Origin of the sequence: Acinetobacter sp. ASP199 (assembly GCF_022700675.1) — a bacterium.
Taxonomy (GTDB): Bacteria; Pseudomonadota; Gammaproteobacteria; order Pseudomonadales; family Moraxellaceae; genus Acinetobacter.
Genome location: NZ_CP062182.1, coordinates 2,076,772 through 2,098,097, shown reverse-complemented (window position 1 = coordinate 2,098,097; position 21,326 = coordinate 2,076,772). Strand labels below are relative to the sequence as shown.

The window sequence follows — 21,326 nt, the reverse complement described above, 5'->3', positions numbered from 1 at the left end:
TGAGTATGTTGAAGCAATGGATTATTTAGGTGCCCAAGCTGGTTCACGAACTTCACCCTGTTCACTTGGCAGGTTCATACGGAAACGACCGTCCAGTGACATGATCGATAGCAATCCACGTGAACCTTCACGCGTTGCATAGACTACCATCTGACCATTTGGTGAGAAGCTTGGTGATTCATCCAGACTGGTAGGCGTGAGGATATTATTCACACCTGAATTCAAGTCTTGAATGGCAACTTTGTAATTGCTGCCACTTGGACGGTGAACTAATGCCAGTTTTTTGCCATCTGCACTTAAAGTGCCTCGGGCATTGAAGGCGCCACGGAAGGTCAGACGCTTGGTTGCACTATTTGAAAAATCATAACGATAGATTTGTGGTGAACCACCGCGGTCAGAGGTAAAAATGAAAGATTTACCATCTGGTGCATAACGTGCTTCAGTATCAATCGCTGAGTCATTGGTCATGCGTTTTAGCTGGCGAGTTTCCAGATTCATTTCATAGATTTCAGGATTGCCATGCATAGAGGCTGTAAACAGCATGCTCTTGCCATCTGGTGAGAAACTTGGCGCACCATTCAGACCACGGAAGCTGGCCAGTTTTTCACGTTGACCAGTTGCCAGATTCTGCAGGTAAATTGCTGGACGTTTGGTTTCAAAAGAAACATAGGCAATCTTTTTCGCATCTGGTGTCCAGGCTGGAGACAGAATTGGATCACGTGAAGTCAGGATAGTTTTTGGTTGTTCACCATCAGTATCAGCAATCTGCAGGGTATAACGCTGATCAGGTGTTGCAGGATTGCGGAGGACATAGGCAATACGGCCGCTGAAATCACCAGGAATACCGGTTAATGCCTGGAAGATGGCATCACTGATCATATGTGCAGCTTGACGGGTACGTGTAGCGGGTACTGTCAACAGTTCATTCAATAGATACTGTTTTTTCTCAATATCATAAAGCTGATATTGAATTTCATAAGAACCATCTGCATTGGTTTTGGATGAGCCTGTTACCACATAAGGCACACCCGCAGAAGCCCAGGCATCCGCATTCGGATTATTCAGGGTTGCTGTTGCCGGCAGGTTTTTTGAGCTACTTGTAAATTTACCTGAACGGTTCAGGTCATTTTCTACAATCGGGTAAATGCTCTGGTCTTGACTGAATGGCACAATCGCAATCTTTGGAGCTGCTTCAGGTGCTTTGGTAATTTCAAGATGCAGTTGCGCCTGTGATTGTGTTGCAGTTATAGCGCCCAGTGCAGTGAATATGGCAAGACAGAGTAGGTGTTTTCGCGTTTTTCCCATCATTCGTTATTTACTCAAATCAACGGATTTATTGTGAATATGATTGCGTTACATCATCGCATGAATTTGGCTGAATGAAACCATCTAGCAACAATCAAACTGTTATAACACTGTGAAAAGTGAATATTATTTAGTCGCTTTTTCCTGAAGTTTAACTTAAAAAAATAAAAGCCATAACTGTTTTTCAGATTATGGCTTAAATTTTTATTGTGAAGTGAAGGTGGAGGTGAAACTCCGGGCTTCACGGCGTGCATCCGGATCGGATGGCATCGGGTATGGTGCAGCAGAACGAACTGCGGCTTCTACACTGGCTTTCATGTCCGGGTCGTTTGCATTTACGATGACGGAAACCACGGAACCGCTATCACTCAGGCTAACTCGGGCAGTCGCTTTCTGACCGGAAGAACCAGCAGGCGTATCCCAGGCACGCTTGATCTTATTCTCAAAGTCACGTTTTGCTGTAGAGGCAATCCGTTTTGATTCTGCTTTTTTCTGAGCCGCTTCTTCAGCAGCCCGTTTAGCAGCGGAAGCTTTTGCTTCAGCTTCTGCCTGTGCTTTGGCTTCGGCATCAGCCTTACGTTTTGCCTCGGAATCTGCTTTCGCTTTTGCATCGGCAGCAGCTTTATTTTTCGCAGCAGCATCCGCTTTTGCTTTGGCATCTGCTTCGGCTTTAGCTTTCGCGGCAGCATCAGCCTTACGTTTTGCTTCAGCATCCGCTTTAGCTTTCGCATCAGCGGCTGCTTTATTCTTTGCAGCGGCATCTGCTTTTGCCTTGGCAGCAGCTTCTGCTTTGGCTTTTGCCTGTGCATCCGCTTGCTGTTTGGCAGCTAAATCGGCTTTCTTTTGTGCTTCAAGTCGTGCCTTTTCTGCAGTTGCCGCTTTTTGTTGGGCTTGCTGTTCTGCACGACGTGCTGCTTCCTGTTCAGCTTTAGATTTTTGTGCAGCTTCAGCCTTTGCTCGAATAGCTGCAGCCTTGGCCTGTTCTGCAGCCTCTGCACGTTTTGCTGCTTCAGCCGCCTGCTGTTCAGCCGCCTGCTGTTCAGCCTTACGCTGTGCTGCTTCTGCGGCTTTCGCTTCTTGTGCCGCCTTTTGAGTATCTACTTTTGGTGTTGGTGACGTCACTGGCGGGGCAGCAGTTGGTATTACTGGGGCTGCTTCGGTAGGCTCTGCTGTTTGTGTGATCTGTTCTGCCACATTTTCATGAGCAGTTTCATCAAACTCAGTTTCTTCACGTGTGACCGGTTTTAAGTCTTCAGGATTCACCAGTACAGTTTTAATCTGTTTTGGCGCTTCCGGCGGTTTACTCATACCCAGATAAAGTAATCCCACCAAAGCGACTGCATGGACTCCAATCGTGAATCCAATTGCAAGCGCTTTTTGTTTAGCTGGTGGCTTTTTGAAATTTTTCATAAATTACTTTATAGGAGCGGTAAGCAAGCCGACTTGTGCGAGACCGGCATCTTGTAGGGCGGACATCAGCTGCATGACTTCGCCATAAGGGCGTGTCTCACTACCATTAATCAAGACACTGAGCTGTTTATTTGCAGTCTGTGCTTCATTTTGTGCATTGGTCAGGACTGTTTTTAGTTCATCAAGTGTCAAGACATCATTTGCGTGATTTTTATCTTCTAATTTAATCGTACCATCAGCTTCTAAAGTAACGATGGCAGGGCGGTCTTCAGCTTGAATCGGGTTGCTGTTGGCTTGTGGCAGATCAACCTTAATACCAGTGGTAATCATGGGTGCCGTCACCATAAAAATCACCAAAAGCACCAACATCACGTCAATATAAGGCACGACGTTCATGTCACTTTTCAGTGGTTTTTTAATACGCTCAAAGCGTCCTGAACGTTGAATTGCCATTAGTCATTGTCCTGAGGCTGGTCAAGTGACTGACGTTGTAACAGGGCAACCATTTCTTCTGCGAACAGGGCACGATCAGAATAAACGGTTTCACCTTTAGCGGTGTAATGGTTAAACGCCAGTACTGCTGGAATGGCAGCAAATAAACCAATTGCAGTTGCAATTAAGGCTTCAGCAATACCGGGAGCTACAGTCGCTAGCGTGACCTGATCCACATCTGCCAGGCCAATGAAAGCATTCATGATGCCCCAGACTGTACCGAACAGACCGACATAAGGTGCCACTGAACCGATACTTGCCAAGGCACCTAAACCATGTTCCAGACCACTTTGATCACGGCTTAAACCAACGCGCAGAATACGTTCAGTACCTTCAATTGACTGGACGGTAGAGGCGTTACGTTTTTTCAGTTTAAGAAATTCACCCAAGCCTTGATAGAAAATATCTTCCAGCCCGGTACGTTTAGAGTTCAGCTGAGCATTGTTATAAAGCGTATTCAGTTCAGCACCAGACCAGAAGATTTTCTGAAAATGTTCATCTTCAGCCTGGGCCTTTTTATAACCCATGTAGAGCTTGGCAATCAGATACCAGCTATACAGGGATGCCAGTACAAGAGACAGCATAACCAGTTGTACAACAGGGCTTGCTTGTAAAATAAGATCTGATACTTGTAGGGATGATGCTAACTCGGTTGCCATAGTATTTACATGTGCCAATTCATTTTTTTAATCTTGTTCCAATTCTTTTCGAATCAGGTCGCGTATTTCATCAGGTAGGCGACGTGGACGCATATCAGCGCCGATACAGGCCAGCTCAACCTCACCCGATGCAAGCATGATTTCACCACGATAAATATTTTGTTGCAATACAAAAGATGAAGCTTTAAGTGAAACTACACTTGCAGTGACGGTAATTAAGTCATCCATCATAATAGGACGCGAATATTTCACGTTAATTTTATGTACGACAAAATTGTAATCTTTTTGATGCCAGTAGTGGCTGATGCCTGATGCACGCAGCCATTCGGTACGTGTACGTTCCATAAAGCGAATATGATTGGCGTGATAGACAATGCCGCCTGCATCTGTGTCTTCAATATAAACGCGGATATTGAATTCAAATTTATTCGCCATAATGCTTTTCCATTGGTTTTACATGCAGATTAATGCTGCTTTCTGCACCTAATTTTGAGCTTAGAATTTGCCAAAATTAGGCTACAAGTCAAGTGATATCAGGCTGGGCAGTTTAGCATACTGACTTTTTTGACCAATGGCACAAGATTTCAAAGACGGGAGAAATTTTATCTATAGGGCGGAACCAGAAAGAGAGCTTGCAATAAAAACTGATCATTTTATTTTAAACAGCTTGGCATTGAGCTGGGTAATTGTCATGGTCGCCTTTAAAGAAAATGGATTGCGTGTCGCGGTTAATGAATAGTACGTAACTGGGATTTTAATTCCTTGTATGTATTTGGAATAGGATTGATAAATTTAGCTGTAGATCGAGATAGCTTTAAGGGTGATGAGTCTGATTTTAATAAATTAAAAAGTGTCTTGGATAGGTCAGCTCCAACTAAGAATGAATATATTAGAGATAAAAAAATCTATGAAATTTTTGTTGGTACGGTCGAGTTAGACATCAAATTAAAATTATTAAGGCTATTAAAAGTAATAAAAAAAAGCAGCTTAAGCTGCTTTTTTTTATTACTTTATTTCGGCTCAGGCGGTGTCATCCCAAACTGCAAATACGCCATATTGGTAGCAATACGACCACGTGCAGTACGCATCACATAACCTTGCTGAATCAGGTAAGGCTCAATGACATCTTCCAACGTGCCTGAATCTTCCGCCATCGCAGCAGCCAAAGCTTCAACACCAGCAGGACCGCCATCAAAACGTTCAAGAAGCATGGATAAATAACGGCGGTCGAGGGTATCTAAACCATCTTTATCGACATTCAGCATATCAAGTGCACGTTGTGCCATGTCTTGGGTCACTTCGCCTGTACCTTTTACTTGTGCATAGTCACGTACACGACGTAATAAACGGTTGGCGATACGCGGAGTGCCACGTGAACGACGCGCAACTTCTAATGCACCTTCATGCGTCATTGGAACATCCATCAGGCTGGCAGAGCGTTTCACGATATGGGTCAGGTCATCAACAGAGTAGAATTCCAGACGTTGTACAATTCCAAAACGGTCACGCAGCGGAGAGGTCAGCAGACCGGCACGTGTAGTTGCAGCTACCAAGGTAAATGGCGGTAAATCCAGTTTAATCGAGCGGGCAGCAGGGCCCTCACCAATCATGATGTCGAGCTGATAATCCTCCATCGCCGGATAAAGGATCTCTTCAATCACTGGGGAAAGACGGTGAATTTCATCAATAAATAAAACGTCACCTTCTTCAAGATTAGTCAGCATTGCCGCCAGATCACCAGCACGTTCCAGTACCGGACCTGAAGTAGATTTTAGATTGCCACCCATTTCACGGGCAATAATATTGGCCAGCGTGGTTTTACCCAGACCTGGAGGACCAAAGATCAGGGTGTGGTCAAGGGCTTCTTCACGGCCACGTGCTGCACCGATAAAGATTTCCATCTGTTCTCGAACCACGGGTTGACCAATATAGTCATCGAGGGAAGTCGGGCGGATGGCGCGATCAAAGTGATCTTCGGGTTTTTCAGAACCACTGATGAGACGGTCTTGCATATCTTTTGAGTCTTTCTCTATGGTTTATTTGAGGTGAATAAAGTCATAGCCTCAAAATGCGCTTGGAATTTCTATGCCATTGTGCAGGCATGCTCTTACTTTTGACAGGGCAAAAGTAACAAAACCCTTTGCAGAAATAATGGCACATCCTATGCCATATTTCTGCGGCAGCATCCATGCTGCCTAACGTGTAGCGATAATAGTGATGTGTTTTAACATTTAACGATTCATCGACTTTAACGCAGCGCGTATAATGTCGCTGGCTTCGGTAAAGTCGCCTTTGGCGGCATTCACCAGTTTCTGTGCCTCAGCGGGTTTATAGCCGAGAGACTGTAATGCTGCTTCCGCTTCCGCTACGGCTGAATTGCCCATAAACTGGATTTGTGACGTAGTAGAGTTGGCTGGTGTGCTGCCAGAAGCCATGGCTTTAAAGCGGTCACGCAGTTCAATCATCAGACGTTCTGCAGTTTTCTTGCCTACGCCGGGCACTTTCACCAAGGTATTCACATCTTCATTTTCTACAGTATGAATCAGCATTTCTACACTTAGTGTAGATAGAATGCCAAGTGCCATTTTTGGGCCAACACCATTCACCTTTAATAAAGTGCGGAAAATAGTTTTTTCCTGGGCATTCAAGAAACCATACAGCAACTGGGCATCTTCACGCACGGCTAGATGCGTCCACAGGGTAATTTTCTGGCCTTTTTGCAACTGGCAGAAAGTGGTCAGTGGCGTATCAATTTCATAACCCACCCCATTTACATTCAACAAAACAGTCGGTGCTTCCAGCGCCAGCACTTCACCAATCAGACATCCAATCATTTTTTATAAATACTCAATTTCAATACAGGCATAGTAGTCAGCATTTAGGCTAAAGGCAAAATACTGCAAATCAAAAAGTTGCGATTTGCCGAGATTATCAGCAAATCGTGTAAATCATTAAATTAATCCAGCTTTATTGCCATGAAGTTCCTGTGCCAGATTGTAGGCCTGATGATCCGAGAACTTGGAAATAATATCCAGTACCTGCATGATATTGTCATAATGATCGGCATGGAACTGCGCACCCGAACGTTTAAGAATTGCCATCAAACGCTGTTCCTTGAAACTCAGGTTTTTATGTGGCGTGGTCAGTGGAATAAAGGCATCCAGAATGGTTTGCAGACTCTGATGGGCAATGATTTCCAGACCTGCTTTCTGCGGGTGCTCAAAAATTCTGTCCCGCGCCAGTTCTTTGGCTCGATTAATCCCGATTTCAATATCTGCACTGCAGTAAGCAAGCAATGAACCTTTGAGCTGACCCATCAGGATTTCCTGCTGGTGATGGGCAAATGCCGTCGTGACTTCAGCTACCAGACGTTTCATCACCCGGCCACGCAGGGCAGCAATCCTTTGCTGCCAGGTCGTCCCCGGCATGCTGATCTCGGAAGGTGTACCATAATCACCTAATAGGTTTAAAAATACCGGTTCTACTTCAGCATAGCTGAGCATGTTCAGGCTGATGCCATCTTCCAGATCAATCAGTGCATAGCAGATATCATCAGCAGCTTCGAGCAGATAGGTTAGAGGATGACGGCAATAGCGATATTCACCGAGCTGAATCAAACCGAGCTGTTCGGCGATTTCCTTTAAAATCTCTTTTTCAGACTGATAGCAACCAAACTTTGGACGATGGCTGGCTGGGGTATTGCCCGTAGGATCGATGGTCTGCGATAACCATGGATATTTCAAATAAGCACCCAGGGTGGCATAGGTCAGACGCATACCGCCATCATTGGGATGATAGTCAATCTTGGTCAGCAGGCGCAGACCTTGGGCATTACCCTCGAACTGACGGACATCAGCTTCCTGTTCCGGACTCAGGTTTTTCAGGAAGTCAGTATGGGAAGCATCATCAAACCATTCACGAATGGCGTATTCACCGGCATGGCCAAAAGGTGGATTGCCAATATCATGCGCCAGACAGGCAGCCTGAATGATGGCTCCGACATCGGCAGGAGAAATCCACGGGGGTAACTGATCCCTGATTTTTTCCGCAGCCAGCATACCCAGTGAACGGCCAATACAGGACACTTCCAGTGAATGGGTCAAACGGGTATGAATACCATCATGCTGGGTCAGGGGGTGGACCTGGGTTTTACGGTTTAGCTGGCGGAAACTTTGCGAAAAAATAATACGGTCATAGTCTTTATGGAACGGGCTGCGAGCCAGTTCAGAACTTTGTTTTTTGCTGCCAATACGGACAGTGGAGAGTAATTCCAGCCAACGCATTTGAGTCATTTATCATTATTCAATCAATTGTTTAATGCATCATGCCAAAAATGCAGATAAAAATATATGGAGTTGCGACATAAGTTGCCGCCTTAAACTGAGCTAAGGGTAAAGCGCTGTTTAAAAGATAATTTTAATATTGAGATACCTAAACAGGTGACAAAAAATATTTATTTTCAACTATGGGGGAAGGTGTGAAGGTATTCGACACACTGAAACGAGTAGATGGTTTAAACCAAGATAAATTTATTGTTGAAAAATAATACAATTTTGCGAATCAAAATAAAACTTTAATCGTTTTGATTTTTCTGCCAGAAAATGTGTTAATCTAATCGACTACATTAATTTTTTAACTAAAAATAAAAGTATTATTTTAAAAATCCTGACAGTTTAGCGGTCAGATTTATCAATTCCTCACTAGCTGATTCCAGTATTTCACAGTAGAATATGCGCTCTCTCAAGTCACATTGTGGCATGGTTCAAAAGACCATCCCGTGGAGCCAAAATCAGCATGTTTATCGTTGCCGGTGCACCTGCACACTCTTCTTTTAAGAAAACTCAACTACTCTCGCGCTTAACGCCAATTAGTTCTGTTCAATCACTAGAAAGTCAATTTGTCTATCTTTTTGACCAAGCGCTAGGTGAGCAACAACAGCAATCCGCTTTACAGCTTCTCAATGATGGTCAATCTTTTGAACTCCGCCAAGCGGCAGAAGATGAAATCCAAATTTTAGTGACTCCACGTGTCGGTACAATTTCTCCGTGGTCATCGAAAGCAACGGACATTTTTGCTAACTGTAATACGCCGGTTCACCGCCTTGAACGCGGCGTTTTATTTACTCTAAAAGGGGTAAAAGAGCTTTCTAAAGAAGCATTACAAGTGCTGCATGACCGCATGACTGAAAGTGTTTTCAATGCGATTGAAGATGCGGCTGTACTGTTTGTTGAAACTGCACCAAAACCTTTAAATAGCATTGATATTTTAGGTCAAGGTAAAGAAGCGCTTGTTAAAGCCAACAACGAATTTGGTTTCGCGTTATCTGCTGAAGAAATCGATTACTTGACTGAAGCATTTACCAAGCTTGGTCGTAACCCGAATGACATCGAACTGATGATGTTTGCGCAAGCAAACTCTGAACACTGCCGTCATAAAATCTTCGGTTCAGAATGGACAATCGATGGTGAAGTTCAACCATTGTCATTGTTCCAGATGATTAAAAATACCTATAAAGAATCACCAACAGATGTATTGTCTGCATATAAAGACAATGCATCGGTGATTGTTGGTTTTGATACGCAACGTTTCTACCCAACTCAAGAAGATAACGGTCATCAGGTTTATAAATACAAGAGCCAGGCTGCTCACATCCTGATGAAAGTGGAAACCCATAACCACCCAACAGCGATTGCACCATTTGCTGGTGCTGCGACTGGTTCAGGCGGTGAAATCCGTGATGAAGGCGCAACAGGTCGTGGTGGTAAACCGAAAGCTGGTTTAACTGGTTTCACCGTATCGAACCTGAACATTCCTGGCTTCGAACAGCCTTGGGAAGAAAACTACGGCAAACCATCACGTATGGCATCCCCACTTCAAATTATGATTGAAGGTCCATTGGGTGGTGCTGCGTTCAACAATGAATTCGGTCGTCCTGCCTTAAATGGTTACTTCCGTACTTTTGAACAAAATGTAAATGGCGAAGTAAAAGGTTTCCATAAGCCAATTATGATTGCCGGTGGTTACGGTAACATCCGTCCAGATCACGTTGAAAAAGATCCAATCCAACCAGGTGATTTATTGATCGTGTTGGGTGGTCCTGCGATGCTGATCGGTCTTGGCGGTGGTGCTGCATCTTCTGTAGACAGCGGTACTATGGGCGAGAACTTAGACTTCGCTTCTGTACAGCGTGAAAACCCGGAAATGGAACGTCGTTGCCAAGAAGTCATCGATACCTGCTGGCGTATGGAAGATCACAACCCAATCGTATCTGTACACGATGTCGGTGCGGGCGGTATTTCAAACGCAATGCCTGAATTGGTAAACGATCACGAATTAGGTGCAGTCCTTGATCTTCGTAAGATTCCATCGCTTGAGCCAGGTATGTCTCCAATGGAAATCTGGTCAAACGAAGCACAAGAGCGTTATGTACTTGCGATTCGTCCATCTTCATTAGAGTTATTTGAATCGATCTGTGCACGTGAGCGTTGTCCGTTTGCGGTATTGGGTGAAGCGACTGAAGCACGTCACTTAACCGTTGAAGATCCATTGTTCGGCAACAAGCCTGTGGATATGCCAATGCAAGTGATGCTTGGCGGTACACCACGTATGAGCCGTTCTTATGAGACTGCTGAACGTAAAGGCGACGACTTCGACGCATCTAAAGTGACTGATCTTAAAGATGCGATTTATCGTGTGATTAAGAACCCAACAGTTGCATCTAAATCGTTCTTGATCACCATCGGTGACCGTTCGATTACTGGTATGGTTGCGCGTGACCAAATGGTAGGTCCATGGCAAGTGCCAGTGGCTGATGCTGCTGTAACCACAACAAGCCTTGTAGGTTACACAGGTGAAGCGATGGCAATGGGTGAACGTCCACCAGTTGCATTGTTAAATCCTGCTGCATCTGCACGTTTATCAGTTGCTGAATCAATCTCGAACATTATGTCTGCGAAGATTGAAAAGATCAGCGACATTAAATTGTCTGCAAACTGGATGGCTGCTGCGGGTCAACCGGGCGAAGACCAAGCGTTATTCGAAGGCGTAAAAGCCATCGGTATGGAAATGTGTCCTGCATTGGGCATCGCAATTCCAGTCGGTAAAGATTCGCTTTCTATGCGTACGACTTGGAATGACGAAGGCATCGATAAATCTGTGACTTCTCCAATGTCAGGCGTGATCACTGCGTTCGCACCTGTAACAGATGTTCGTAAGACATTGACACCAGAATTGAAAAACCTTGAGTCTGTACTGGTACGTATCGACTTGTCTAAAGGTCAATTCCGTTTAGGTGGTTCGATTCTTGCTCAGGTTTATAAGGCAATCGGTTCAGTAACGCCTGATGTCGACAGCTTTGATGATTTCAAAGCATTCTTTGCATTGGTTCAAGACTGGAACAACCGTGGCTTAATCAAAGCTTACCATGACATCGGTGATGGTGGTTTGGTTGCTACTGTTGCGGAAATGATGTTCGCTTCACGTCTAGGTGTAGCACTTGAAGATCAATCTGTTGCAGGTCTGTTTGCAGAAGAAATTGGTGCAGTGCTGCAAATCGCGAAAGCGGATTGGGAAGCATTACAAGCTGAAATTGCAGCGTCTACATTGAAAGATGCAATTTCAGTGGTTGGTACTGTGAACAATACAGATCAATTGACTGTAAATGGTCTAGTCCTTGAGCGTGCTGACTTGCAAGTGGCTTGGACTGAAGTATCACATCAAATTCAACGTTTACGTGACAACGTCGAAACTGCTGATCAAGAATTTGCATTAGTTACAGACAAAGCGCACAAAGGTTTGATCGCTCAACCGACATTCGATCTGAATGAGCAAATTGAAGCACCGTTCATTAACTCACGTCGTCCAAGCATGGCTATTCTGCGTGAGCAGGGTGTCAATGGTCATATTGAAATGGCAGCTGCGTTCGACAAAGTTGGCTTTAATACAGTTGACGTACACATGAGTGATCTGTTGGCAGGTCGTATCAGTCTGGAAGATTTCGAAGGTCTGGTGACTTGTGGTGGCTTCTCTTACGGCGACGTATTGGGTGCAGGTGGCGGCTGGGCAAAATCAGTATTGTTCAATCAGCAACTGCGTGACCAGTTCGAAAAATTCTTTAACCGTCAGGAAACCTTCTCTCTAGGGATCTGTAACGGTTGTCAAATGTTGTCTCAATTGGCTCCACTGATTCCAGGTGCAGATGCATGGCCGCGTTTCCACCGCAACAAGTCAGAAGTATTTGAAGCACGTAGCGTTAACGTTCGTGTAGAAAAATCTCACTCTGTATTGTTAGAAGGTATGGAAGGTTCGATTCTGCCAATCGCTGTGGCGCATGGCGAAGGTCGTGTCGTTGCATCAGCTGAAAACATTGCTGCATTGAATGCCAATAATCAGGTAATCATGCGCTATGTCGACAGCCAAGGTAATGCAACTGAGCAATATCCATTGAACCCGAACGGTTCGCCTGAAGGTATTTCTGGTGTGACGTCTAAAGATGGTCGTGCAACAATCCTGATGCCACATCCTGAGCGTAACTTCCGTGCGATCCAGCACTCTTGGAAACCTGAAGATTGGGATCAAGACGGTGCTTGGTTACGTATGTTCCGTAATGCACGTAAATTTATTGGTTAATTGACCAGAGATTAAAAAAGCCACCTTCGGGTGGCTTTTTTATGTCTTAAATATCTATTTGCTATACTTTTCATATTTCAGTTGAACTCGGTGAAGTTGTATTAAGATACTTGATATAAAATTTATGAACATTTTTTATGCAGAAAATTATTATAAAAATCATCACAGTGTTTATGTTCACACTTTTAGCGGGCTGTGAATGGTATATGTGGCGGATGAACCTAGACCGTATTGATCTTGCACAAGGGCAATTGCCAAAGCTCAATCGTGATCAAGATTTAGCAGGTCCAGATCTGAATCAAAATGGAATTCGTGATGATATTGATGCCTATATTCAGCAGACTTTTCATCAGCATGAGCAACGAAAGGCAGTTCAGCAATATGCCTTGCATTCACAAGCTGTGTTATTAGTGGATAAAACGGACATGATTCGTGTACGAAGATTGAATTTTGAAATCGCACGAGCAATCTCATGTATATATGATGTATTTCCTGTCGAAAATTTTGTTGCAGCAAATGTTGTGAAAAGTATTGGTGCGATCACGAGCAATACTAAGCAGCGCTTTCGCGAAAAATTAGAATTTTCTAAAGCATTAGATGGTACGTCCATGACTATGCCGAGAGATGACTATTGTAATAAATAATATTTAAAAACAATTATTAAAATTTATCATATGGAAAAATATATTTAAATTCGCTAACATGTTGATATTCAGCCGCCATAGGGTGGCTTTTTGCTTTTTAAGCATTTTGAAATATTTATTTAATTTTCTCCCGCTGAACTGGTTTGGATTTTGCTTTTATATTTGCATAGAGGTGGTATTGTGTAATTAATGCACAATAGATATGCACTTTAAAGGAAAGATGGTATAGATCATTTCAGTATCAACACTCATGTATGAGGTGATGACATGGCTAAAACACTCAGAATAATGGATAGAACGGAATTGCGTCAGAAAGGTTGGTGGTTATTTGGTTTTGTTGTTGGCCTACAAGTATTGTTTCTGGTCGGTAGTTATTTTCTGCAGGGTTCTTGATCATCAGATTTGAAAAAGTCACTGTTGAAGTGGCTTTTTATATTTATAGGATATGAAGTTTTACTTTTGACGGGGTATGAGGAGCACTACTCCGCAAGACAAAACCCCTGTGTCAGACGTGATAGCACGTCCTTTCCATAGTCTGACGGGCGAAATCTATGTCGCAGGGCATGTGACTTAACTGAGACTAAAGAAAATAGTTAATTGAAATTCTTAACAATTAATACTGAATGAAGGTATTTGATACGCGCAAATGTCATCCGCAACTGTTCGAGGCAGAACACCATTAAATAGTAAATGTTTCTGCGAACTATTAATGAGTTGATAGTAATGAACGAGTTTTGCGGATGGCAAATGGTTTTGGCTACTTTTCCCGAAAGAAAAGTAGCATATGAGCTCCAAGTATTGGATTTCACTCGGTAAGACTCCGTTACGAATTAACCAGTATTAGAGTTAATTCTATGAGCTCATCGAGGCTAGATTTTTTATCATTCAACAATTAACTGAATCTGTTTTAACACTGCCTTTAGTGTATTCGCATAATCAAACTGATCATTGGTACTATCCTGATAACGCCAAGCGACATAACCATCTGGACGAACCAGCACAGCACCAGATTCATGAATTTCAGACTTGGCATTCCAGGTACCATATACATCACGATAGTTACGTGAACCAATTTGAATTACGTCCAGATATGGCAGATTCAATGCTTCAGCTGCCTGTTTCCAGCCTTTGCCTGATAATCCAGTCAACAAAGTAAAACGACCTTTACCAGTAATATCTAAAGTCGATTGCTTTTGACCATTTGCATTGATCAACCAGGTATGTGGCACTTTGGCACCTGGACGTGTCGTTGCTTGCAGATAAAGCTGCTGATCACGCTCAAATCTTTCAGGCTCAGATTCGTTCATGATTGCATTAGATGTATAGCGTTGATTCAGTTCTACACCTTGGGCATTAAACTCGTAGTTTTTAACAGCAAGTGCTTTAAATAGTTTTTGACGGATTTCAGCACCTTGCTCATCTTCCGCAAAAATACGTTCCAGCATTTGTTTTTGTGTAGTCATACCTTGATCAAAACCAAAGACTTCTTTCAGGTATTTATAGTCAAAACGTGATTGATTGGCACGCGCTACAATCTGCTTACCCACCGGTGCACGTTCAGTGGTATAGGAATCCAGCAGGGAAGGTGCAGCCCAACCTTTGACTGCATATGCTAATTTCCAGCCCAGGTTAAAGGCATCCTGCATACAGGTATTCGAACCTAAACCACTTGATGGTGGATGGCGGTGTACCGCATCACCACCACAGAACACACGGCCTTTAGAATATTCAGTTGCCCAGGTCTGGTTCACATACCAGTACGACAGTTTCTGAATTTCGACTTCTTCAACTTTGGCACCGACAAAGGCATTCAGGCGGGCACGAACCTGTTCTTCAGTCACTTGTGGCTCGCCTTTGGAAATGTCAAAGCCCCAGCCCATAATCCATTCATTCCATGGCGTAATGGCACGTAATAAGCCCATACCGAGGTCGCCAAAGCTCGCTTCCGGATTAACGATCCATTGCAGAATGGCAGGGCGGTGCTGTACATATTTAGTCAAATCAGCTTTAAAGGTCACATACACTGTACCGGCACGTGCCATGATACCTTCTAGTGGTAAAGCAAGCTGTTCCAATACACGAGACTTAGCACCATCCATACCTACCAGATATTTCGCTCTTAAGCTAAATTCAGTATTGGTAATACGATTCAAAAAAGTAGCAGTCACGCCATCTTCATCTTGTACGTGTGACAGGTATTCAGTATTAAAATTAAAAATCGCACCACGTTCACCAGCATTCTGCACCAGTAAAGCTTCCATTTTTGGCTGAATCAGATCGACCAATGGGCATGGACTACCTTTGATGTAATCACCATGACGTTCATCACCTGTTCCCCAGGCACTCATGCGGGCGATTTCTTCGCCGACCAGACTGGTGGTAATCAGGCTTTCACCCATCTGATCCCAAGGTGTAGCGATTTCTTTGACCTGTTCTTCAACACCAAGATCACGTAATACTTCCATGGCACGTTGATTGGTGATATGTGCACGTGGACTATTGGCCAGCCAGCTAAACTGGGTAAACAGTTGTACTTTGATACCATAATTGGCCAAAGCCAAACCCAATGTTGAACCTGCAGGACCGGTACCAATGATCAGAACATCAGTGTCATAATGCTGCGTCATACAAGACTCCATGTATATGCGTGAAGAACAAGCCATCTAGATGGTCATGCAGTCTAGTAAAACAGGATCTGTTCATATACCGATATTCATATAAACTATCGACCTATTCTTATTTGCAATGCGCAGGTCATCATCTTAAGATGCTGACCTGATCAGACATCGGGCAGCTTATGGAACTTCGACATTTACGCTATTTTATGACTGTGGCGCAGCAACAAAGTTTTACCAAGGCTGCCGAAAAGCTGTTTACCGCCCAGCCGTCGTTAAGCCAGCAAATTAAGGATCTGGAACAGGAAGTTGGTGTAAATCTGTTTGATCGTTCATCCAGAAAAGTTAAACTTACCGATGAAGGGCAGGCATTTCAGATCTATGCTGAAAAAGCACTGGAAAATGCCAAGCTGGCAGTGGCAGCAGCACGCCAGGTTGCACAGCAGAAAAATAATCAGATCCATATTGGTTTTTTGAATGTGGCAGAAATCAAAGTGATGCCACAGATTCTGGCACAGCTTAAAAAAACCATGCCGAACTTAAAAATTAACTTGCATAGCCTGACCTGTATGGAACAGATTCAGCGGCTAAAAAATGCTGAACTGGATTTATGTATTACCCGTTTTCATCTGGATCATCCAGATTTTGACAATATTCATTTATTGACCGAACAAATTTATCTGGTTGCCGCTCAGCATTTGCATCCTACAGATCGCATCCTGAAATTACAGGAACTGAAAAATCACAATCTGATTATGTGTGAGCAGAATACATCATCCGTGTTTTATGGAAAGTTGGATCAGTTGCTCGGTATTGATCAGCTCGATCATGAGCAGGTGCTGTGGGTGACCAATGTGTTGCAACATATCAATCTGACCAATATGGGGATGGGTTTTAGTTTTGCTCCGGAATATTTACTTCGTTATTTAAATGATCATGTGAAGATCATCCGGGCGGATGAGGTGCTGCCAAAACTGGATTTATATGCAACATTTAACAAGAATTCTCAAAATCCTGCATTGAAGATGATTACCCAAGCCCTTAACAATACGATAAATATCTGAATTTCAGGAAGGAATACATGTTAAAGCTGATTTATTACGTGCCGGACGAAAATCTGGAAGACACTAAAAATGCAGTGTTTGCAGCAGGAGCGGGCGGTATTGGTGAGTATACGAACTGCGCCTGGCAGGTTTTGGGAACAGGACAGTTTAAGCCGCAGGATGGAGCAGATCCTCATATCGGTGAAGTCGGTAAACTGGAACAGGTAGCAGAATGGCGGGTAGAAATTCTGGTGCCAGATGAAAAGGCAGTCGAGGTCGCTAAAGCCTTAAAAAAAAGCCATCCTTATGAAGAGCCGGCTTTTGAGTTTATCCAGTTGCTGGATATCAAAGTCTAAACTCAAAGTATTATTCATATTTGATTCATTACGGCGCGTTTACCTTAGCGCGCCGTCAGTCTACATTTAAAAAACAGTCAAACTGCTTTTGTTATTATAAGATTTGCCATAACGCTCCAGATAAAAAATACAATAAGGAAAATAACAATGCAGTGGCCAAAACCGCTGAGCAGTATGCTCAAAAATACGCTCAGTAAATCTATTCAATACGGTGCAGAAATTCTGCATAGCCGCATTCCATATTCCAATGATAATCCTTATCTGGATGGTATATTTGCCCCGCAACGGCAGGAGCATTTTTCTGCCCAACTCACGGTAGAGGGACAGATTCCGGCAGAACTCGATGGTGCGCTCATGCGGATTGGCCCAAATCCAATTCTGGTCAAAAATCCCAAAAATTATCATTGGTTTACTGGCGATGGCATGCTGCATGCGCTCAGACTGAAAGACGGTAATGCACATTGGTATAAAAGCAGTTATGTCGGGGCTGCCAGTGTACAGAAGAAACTTCACCGGCCACTGATTCCAGGTAAAACGCGAGGTGTTGCTGATGCTGTGAATACCAACGTCATTAACTTCGCCGGAAAAATCTGGGCTTTAGTTGAAGCTGGGGCTTATCCAATTGAAGTCAATAGTGAGCTGGAATCCAAACGACATCATTTTTTTGAAAATGCAAAGGATTTACCATTTACAGCTCATCCACATGTTGATCCTGAAACAGGGAAAATTCATGCGATTTGCTATGATGCTTTAAGCCAAAATAAAGTTTTTTATCTGCATATAGATTCGAACGGTAAATTGAAACATCAGGTCGAGATTCCAGTGAAACATGGTCCGATGATTCATGATTGTGCCATTACCAAATCTCAGGTGTTGATTCTGGACCTGAATTTGAATTTCTCGGTTCGCAGTGCTTTAAAAGGTTCAATGCTGCCTTATCAATGGAATCCAAAACGACAGGCGCGTATAGGTGTATTACCTTTTGGTGGTAAAGTCACTGACATTCGCTGGTATGAGATTGATCCCTGTTTTATTTTTCATACCGTAAACGCCTATGACCTGAATACTGGCGATATTGTGATGGATGCGGTAGTGCATTCCAAAGCATTGATCAGCTCGATTCAGGGACCGATTGAAGATCAGGATATACGACTAGAGCGTTTTATTTTTGAGCAAGGGACAGGGAAAGTTACGCGTACGGTATTATCGGATGTTAAGCAGGAATTTCCACGGATTAATGAGGCTTTTACCGGACGACAGTATCGTTATATCTATAGTATTTCTTTTGGCGAGTTTGATGATCCTTCCCATGTCAGCAGCAATACAGTGATGTGTTTTAATTTAAGAACCAGAACCACAGAAAGTTATTGCTTTGGAGAAAACTGGGTCACTGGTGAGGCTGTCTTTGTTGCACGGGAAGATGCTCAGGTAGAAAATGATGGCTTGTTAATGTCTTATATCCATGCTTTAGATTGTGGTCCTTCGAAAGTTGTAATCTTGGATGCCCAGCATATTACACAAGGACCAATTGCAACGATTCATTTACCGGTTCGGGTACCGGTTGGCTTTCATTGTAACTGGATTGATTATCGGAAATTAAGAGCTAACTATTCTTAAATTAAGGCTATCTGCATTCTAAGGTAGGAATTTTAAAAATTCTCGTAGTTATTAAGATGGCACAGCCTCATAAAGTATGAGAAGTTTTAATATTAGCTCGTAGGCTGAGGTTACTTTGAGAGATCAAAGTAACCAAAATCTTTTGTTAGGCAGAAGATTCGTCCCTGAATCTCTGCCTAACGGCGACATCCATGTCGCCAATCGTGTAAGCTGATTAGGAGAATTAAACCTTCTGAATAAACAGCTCACGATCAAAACGGTATTGCGGGAAGAACACGCCATCTTTAGCTCGTTCACCTGCACCAATCACCATGACCGGATACTGTTCATCATTGAGTTCCAGAATTTCACGAACCATTGGTTCATCAAAGCCTTCCATCATACAGCTATCAAAACCATAAGCGCGTAAAGCTAACACCAGATTTTCACAAGCCAGCGCCGTTGTTTTGGTTGCCCACAATTTTGCATCAGCCGGGCTGAAAGCAGAAACAGGCATCTGTTTATCCAGAGTACGGGCTACTTTGAAAGCGACTTTCTTAAAGTTACCAAAGGCATTCAGATAACCTGTCTTGTAGTTATATGGAATGTACTTATAGTACTTTTTGATTGCTGGAGGTGCCTCAGGAAAGGGAAACTCACTAATATTCAGTTTCGCCATTTCATCAATGCGGTCGGTTCGTGCCACACAGACAATCAGTTCAGATGCAGTCTTAGCAGCCAACTGACCTAAACAAGCTTTGACCAATTTCTTTTTCTTGACTGTGTCTTGCACCACATAAAACGTCCAAGGTTGTAAATTCGATGAGTTTGGCGCAATCAACGCTAAATCCAAGCAAGCATCTAAGACCTCAGCAGGAATTGGCTTTTCAGTAAACTTACGCACTGAACGGCGGCTTTCGACTACTTTACGGAAATTGTCGATATCAATATCGGTTGGTGCTGCTTCAAAATAACGTTTTTTTTCAGTTTTAGACTGTTCTGACATGGTAATAAATCTCAAAAGGGGAGAATGGAAAATAGGCAACCGAAGTCGCCTATTTGAGCACACATCATGTGATAAATTAGTTAAATTGCGTAAAATCAGGCTTACGTTTTTGCATAAAGGCTTGTACTGCTTCCATCATTTCAGGTGAACCGACGCGTGACATAAAGATCACAGCTTCATGGTCAATCCATTCCACAATTTCATCAACATTATGTTTCATCAATGCTTTAGATTGCTTTAATGATGCCAAAGGTAGAGCTGCTAAGGTCTGAGCTTGTTTGTTTGCAGTCGCATATACATCTTCTTCAATGCTATTCACTAAACCAGCACTCAGCGCTTTTTCAGCATTGAATTTTTGTGCAGTGAGCAGTAACTCAGCGGCTTTATGATAACCCGCTTGTTGAATCAGTAATTTGCTCGAAGCGCCTTCAGGCGATAAACCTAGGCTTACAAACGGAATTTGGAACAACGCTGTATTGTCGGTATACACAAGATCGGCATGAAGTAAAATCGTTACCCCAATACCAATCGCTACACCACGAACGGCTGCAATCAGTGGTTTGGAAAAACGTGCAGAAGATTTGAGTAGGATAAACGGAGGGCCGTCTTGTGGGCGAATTTGATCTTTTTGTGCTGCTGACTTCATAAAGTCCTGCATGTCATTGCCTGCACTAAAGTCAGCATCTTGACCACGTAAAATCACCACGCGAACAGCATTGTCTTGGTCTGCTTCATCTAAGGCTTTGGCAATGGTGAGATAAAGTTCGCCGTATAAGGCATTTTTCGCTTCAGGGCGATTGATGGCTAAGGTCAGTACGCCTTGTTCTAAATTTGCGTTCAAATGTGGATGTGGTTGTTGAATACAGCTCAGTGTCATCGTACTATCCTTGCTTTATTAATTTGAATTTATGCTCGCTATTATGTCGCAAAAAGTCGTCGACTGGCATAACTGATGCGTTCATAAAAAGAATGTTGTGCTATGAAATATACATTTGATTATTTAGTTTTTATTGGACGTTTTCAACCATTTCACTTGGCACATTTGCAAACGATTCAAATTGCACTTCAGCATAGCCAACAGGTGATTTTGGCACTCGGTTCAGCGCAACATGAACGTAATATTAAAAATCCATTTTTGGCCAGTGAACGTGAACAAATGATCTTGTCGAATTTCTCGAAAGATGATCAAGCACGGATTAAATTTGTGCATGTGATTGATGTCTATAACGATGAAAAATGGCAAAAATTGGTCAAATCTTTAGTCAATGATGTGACTGAAACCGATGCGACAGTTGGCCTGATTGGACACTTTAAAGACGATTCATCCTATTATTTAAAATTCTTCCCAGAATGGCAGATGGTTGAACTAGAAAGTTTGAAAGGGGCGATGTCTGCAACACCGATGCGTGAAGCCTATTATCGTGGTGAGATTCAATCGGATAAATTCCCGCAAGGAACGATTCAATTTCTGCAAGATTTTCAAAAAAATGAAATTTACGTCAAGTTACAGCAGAAATTTGAGCAACAAGATAAAACCAATATCGAGTTGTGAAAGTGATCTTAGATAGCCAT

General features: G+C 43.1%; 18 protein-coding genes. 7 read left to right on the top strand and 11 right to left on the bottom strand.

What is annotated here, in order from left to right:
* Positions 1–21: 21 nt before the first annotated feature.
* From tolB to IHE35_RS09910, 8 genes are all read right to left on the bottom strand, one after another.
* The gene (gene tolB / locus IHE35_RS09945) at positions 22–1,305 is read right to left on the bottom strand and encodes a Tol-Pal system beta propeller repeat protein TolB (protein ID WP_242789992.1); all 1,284 of its coding nucleotides are present in this window, start codon (positions 1,303–1,305) and stop codon (positions 22–24) included.
* A gap of 204 nt (positions 1,306–1,509) precedes the next feature.
* Positions 1,510–2,715, bottom strand: coding sequence for a cell envelope integrity protein TolA (tolA, locus tag IHE35_RS09940; RefSeq protein ID WP_242787236.1), 1,206 nt, complete (start codon positions 2,713–2,715; stop codon positions 1,510–1,512).
* A gap of 3 nt (positions 2,716–2,718) precedes the next feature.
* Complete coding sequence (tolR, locus tag IHE35_RS09935) at positions 2,719–3,168, bottom strand: protein TolR (RefSeq protein ID WP_242787235.1); 450 nt, start codon at positions 3,166–3,168, stop codon at positions 2,719–2,721.
* The gene (gene tolQ / locus IHE35_RS09930; RefSeq protein WP_242787234.1) at positions 3,168–3,866 is read right to left on the bottom strand and encodes a protein TolQ; all 699 of its coding nucleotides are present in this window, start codon (positions 3,864–3,866) and stop codon (positions 3,168–3,170) included. Before tolQ ends, tolR begins: the two co-directional genes overlap by 1 nt.
* A gap of 27 nt (positions 3,867–3,893) precedes the next feature.
* Positions 3,894–4,301: a tol-pal system-associated acyl-CoA thioesterase gene (gene ybgC / locus IHE35_RS09925; RefSeq protein ID WP_004892182.1), complete on the bottom strand. Its 408-nt coding sequence runs from the start codon at positions 4,299–4,301 to the stop codon at positions 3,894–3,896.
* A 575-nt stretch (positions 4,302–4,876) separates the two neighbouring features.
* Positions 4,877–5,878, bottom strand: coding sequence for a Holliday junction branch migration DNA helicase RuvB (gene ruvB, locus IHE35_RS09920; RefSeq protein ID WP_242787233.1), 1,002 nt, complete (start codon positions 5,876–5,878; stop codon positions 4,877–4,879).
* Between the two features lie 219 nt (positions 5,879–6,097).
* Complete coding sequence (gene ruvA, locus IHE35_RS09915) at positions 6,098–6,700, bottom strand: Holliday junction branch migration protein RuvA (protein ID WP_242787232.1); 603 nt, start codon at positions 6,698–6,700, stop codon at positions 6,098–6,100.
* Between the two features lie 117 nt (positions 6,701–6,817).
* Positions 6,818–8,158, bottom strand: coding sequence for a deoxyguanosinetriphosphate triphosphohydrolase (locus IHE35_RS09910; protein ID WP_242787231.1), 1,341 nt, complete (start codon positions 8,156–8,158; stop codon positions 6,818–6,820).
* A gap of 502 nt (positions 8,159–8,660) precedes the next feature.
* Here IHE35_RS09910 and purL point away from each other — a divergent pair.
* The 3 genes from purL to IHE35_RS14675 all read left to right on the top strand — a co-directional run bounded on the left by purL (position 8,661) and on the right by IHE35_RS14675 (position 13,531).
* The gene (gene purL, locus IHE35_RS09905; RefSeq protein WP_242787230.1) at positions 8,661–12,494 is read left to right on the top strand and encodes a phosphoribosylformylglycinamidine synthase; all 3,834 of its coding nucleotides are present in this window, start codon (positions 8,661–8,663) and stop codon (positions 12,492–12,494) included.
* Positions 12,495–12,667: 173 nt separating this feature from the next.
* Positions 12,668–13,138, top strand: coding sequence for a hypothetical protein (locus tag IHE35_RS09900; RefSeq protein ID WP_242787229.1), 471 nt, complete (start codon positions 12,668–12,670; stop codon positions 13,136–13,138).
* Positions 13,139–13,405: 267 nt separating this feature from the next.
* The gene (locus IHE35_RS14675; RefSeq protein WP_275975166.1) at positions 13,406–13,531 is read left to right on the top strand and encodes a KGW motif small protein; all 126 of its coding nucleotides are present in this window, start codon (positions 13,406–13,408) and stop codon (positions 13,529–13,531) included.
* 488 nt (positions 13,532–14,019) lie between these two features.
* Here the strand turns inward: IHE35_RS14675 and IHE35_RS09895 are convergent, their stop codons facing one another.
* A complete protein-coding gene (locus IHE35_RS09895) occupies positions 14,020–15,765 on the bottom strand; it encodes an FAD-dependent monooxygenase (protein ID WP_242787228.1) in 1,746 nt (581 codons plus the stop codon).
* Between the two features lie 170 nt (positions 15,766–15,935).
* Here IHE35_RS09895 and IHE35_RS09890 point away from each other — a divergent pair, with 170 nt between their 5' ends.
* The 3 genes from IHE35_RS09890 (at position 15,936) to IHE35_RS09880 (ending at position 18,769) form a co-directional block, all read left to right on the top strand.
* The gene (locus tag IHE35_RS09890) at positions 15,936–16,817 is read left to right on the top strand and encodes a LysR substrate-binding domain-containing protein (RefSeq protein ID WP_242787227.1); all 882 of its coding nucleotides are present in this window, start codon (positions 15,936–15,938) and stop codon (positions 16,815–16,817) included.
* Positions 16,818–16,834: 17 nt separating this feature from the next.
* Complete coding sequence (locus IHE35_RS09885) at positions 16,835–17,152, top strand: NGG1p interacting factor NIF3 (protein WP_242787226.1); 318 nt, start codon at positions 16,835–16,837, stop codon at positions 17,150–17,152.
* A 147-nt stretch (positions 17,153–17,299) separates the two neighbouring features.
* Complete coding sequence (locus tag IHE35_RS09880; RefSeq protein WP_242787225.1) at positions 17,300–18,769, top strand: carotenoid oxygenase family protein; 1,470 nt, start codon at positions 17,300–17,302, stop codon at positions 18,767–18,769.
* A 223-nt stretch (positions 18,770–18,992) separates the two neighbouring features.
* On the opposite strand, the gene IHE35_RS09875 is transcribed toward IHE35_RS09880, so the two are convergent.
* Complete coding sequence (locus IHE35_RS09875; RefSeq protein ID WP_242787224.1) at positions 18,993–19,754, bottom strand: nitroreductase family protein; 762 nt, start codon at positions 19,752–19,754, stop codon at positions 18,993–18,995.
* Between the two features lie 76 nt (positions 19,755–19,830).
* On the bottom strand, positions 19,831–20,631 hold the full coding sequence (locus tag IHE35_RS09870; protein ID WP_242787223.1) for an enoyl-CoA hydratase: 801 nt from the start codon (positions 20,629–20,631) through the stop codon (positions 19,831–19,833).
* Between the two features lie 102 nt (positions 20,632–20,733).
* On the opposite strand from IHE35_RS09870, the gene IHE35_RS09865 reads away from it, so the two are divergent.
* The gene (locus tag IHE35_RS09865; RefSeq protein ID WP_242787222.1) at positions 20,734–21,306 is read left to right on the top strand and encodes a nicotinate-nicotinamide nucleotide adenylyltransferase; all 573 of its coding nucleotides are present in this window, start codon (positions 20,734–20,736) and stop codon (positions 21,304–21,306) included.
* Positions 21,307–21,326: the final 20 nt, after the last annotated feature.

Bases quoted from the DNA above. Each gene is read 5' to 3' on its own strand.
- tolB (WP_242789992.1), bottom strand. From the start codon at position 1,305: ATGGGAAAAACGCGAAAACACCTACTCTGTCTTGCCATATTCACTGCA.
- tolA (WP_242787236.1), bottom strand. From the start codon at position 2,715: ATGAAAAATTTCAAAAAGCCACCAGCTAAACAAAAAGCGCTTGCAATT.
- tolR (WP_242787235.1), bottom strand. From the start codon at position 3,168: ATGGCAATTCAACGTTCAGGACGCTTTGAGCGTATTAAAAAACCACTG.
- tolQ (WP_242787234.1), bottom strand. From the start codon at position 3,866: ATGGCAACCGAGTTAGCATCATCCCTACAAGTATCAGATCTTATTTTA.
- ybgC (WP_004892182.1), bottom strand. From the start codon at position 4,301: ATGGCGAATAAATTTGAATTCAATATCCGCGTTTATATTGAAGACACA.
- ruvB (WP_242787233.1), bottom strand. From the start codon at position 5,878: ATGCAAGACCGTCTCATCAGTGGTTCTGAAAAACCCGAAGATCACTTT.
- ruvA (WP_242787232.1), bottom strand. From the start codon at position 6,700: ATGATTGGATGTCTGATTGGTGAAGTGCTGGCGCTGGAAGCACCGACT.
- IHE35_RS09910 (WP_242787231.1), bottom strand. From the start codon at position 8,158: ATGACTCAAATGCGTTGGCTGGAATTACTCTCCACTGTCCGTATTGGC.
- purL (WP_242787230.1), top strand. From the start codon at position 8,661: ATGTTTATCGTTGCCGGTGCACCTGCACACTCTTCTTTTAAGAAAACT.
- IHE35_RS09900 (WP_242787229.1), top strand. From the start codon at position 12,668: ATGTTCACACTTTTAGCGGGCTGTGAATGGTATATGTGGCGGATGAAC.
- IHE35_RS14675 (WP_275975166.1), top strand. From the start codon at position 13,406: ATGGCTAAAACACTCAGAATAATGGATAGAACGGAATTGCGTCAGAAA.
- IHE35_RS09895 (WP_242787228.1), bottom strand. From the start codon at position 15,765: ATGACGCAGCATTATGACACTGATGTTCTGATCATTGGTACCGGTCCT.
- IHE35_RS09890 (WP_242787227.1), top strand. From the start codon at position 15,936: ATGGAACTTCGACATTTACGCTATTTTATGACTGTGGCGCAGCAACAA.
- IHE35_RS09885 (WP_242787226.1), top strand. From the start codon at position 16,835: ATGTTAAAGCTGATTTATTACGTGCCGGACGAAAATCTGGAAGACACT.
- IHE35_RS09880 (WP_242787225.1), top strand. From the start codon at position 17,300: ATGCAGTGGCCAAAACCGCTGAGCAGTATGCTCAAAAATACGCTCAGT.
- IHE35_RS09875 (WP_242787224.1), bottom strand. From the start codon at position 19,754: ATGTCAGAACAGTCTAAAACTGAAAAAAAACGTTATTTTGAAGCAGCA.
- IHE35_RS09870 (WP_242787223.1), bottom strand. From the start codon at position 20,631: ATGACACTGAGCTGTATTCAACAACCACATCCACATTTGAACGCAAAT.
- IHE35_RS09865 (WP_242787222.1), top strand. From the start codon at position 20,734: ATGAAATATACATTTGATTATTTAGTTTTTATTGGACGTTTTCAACCA.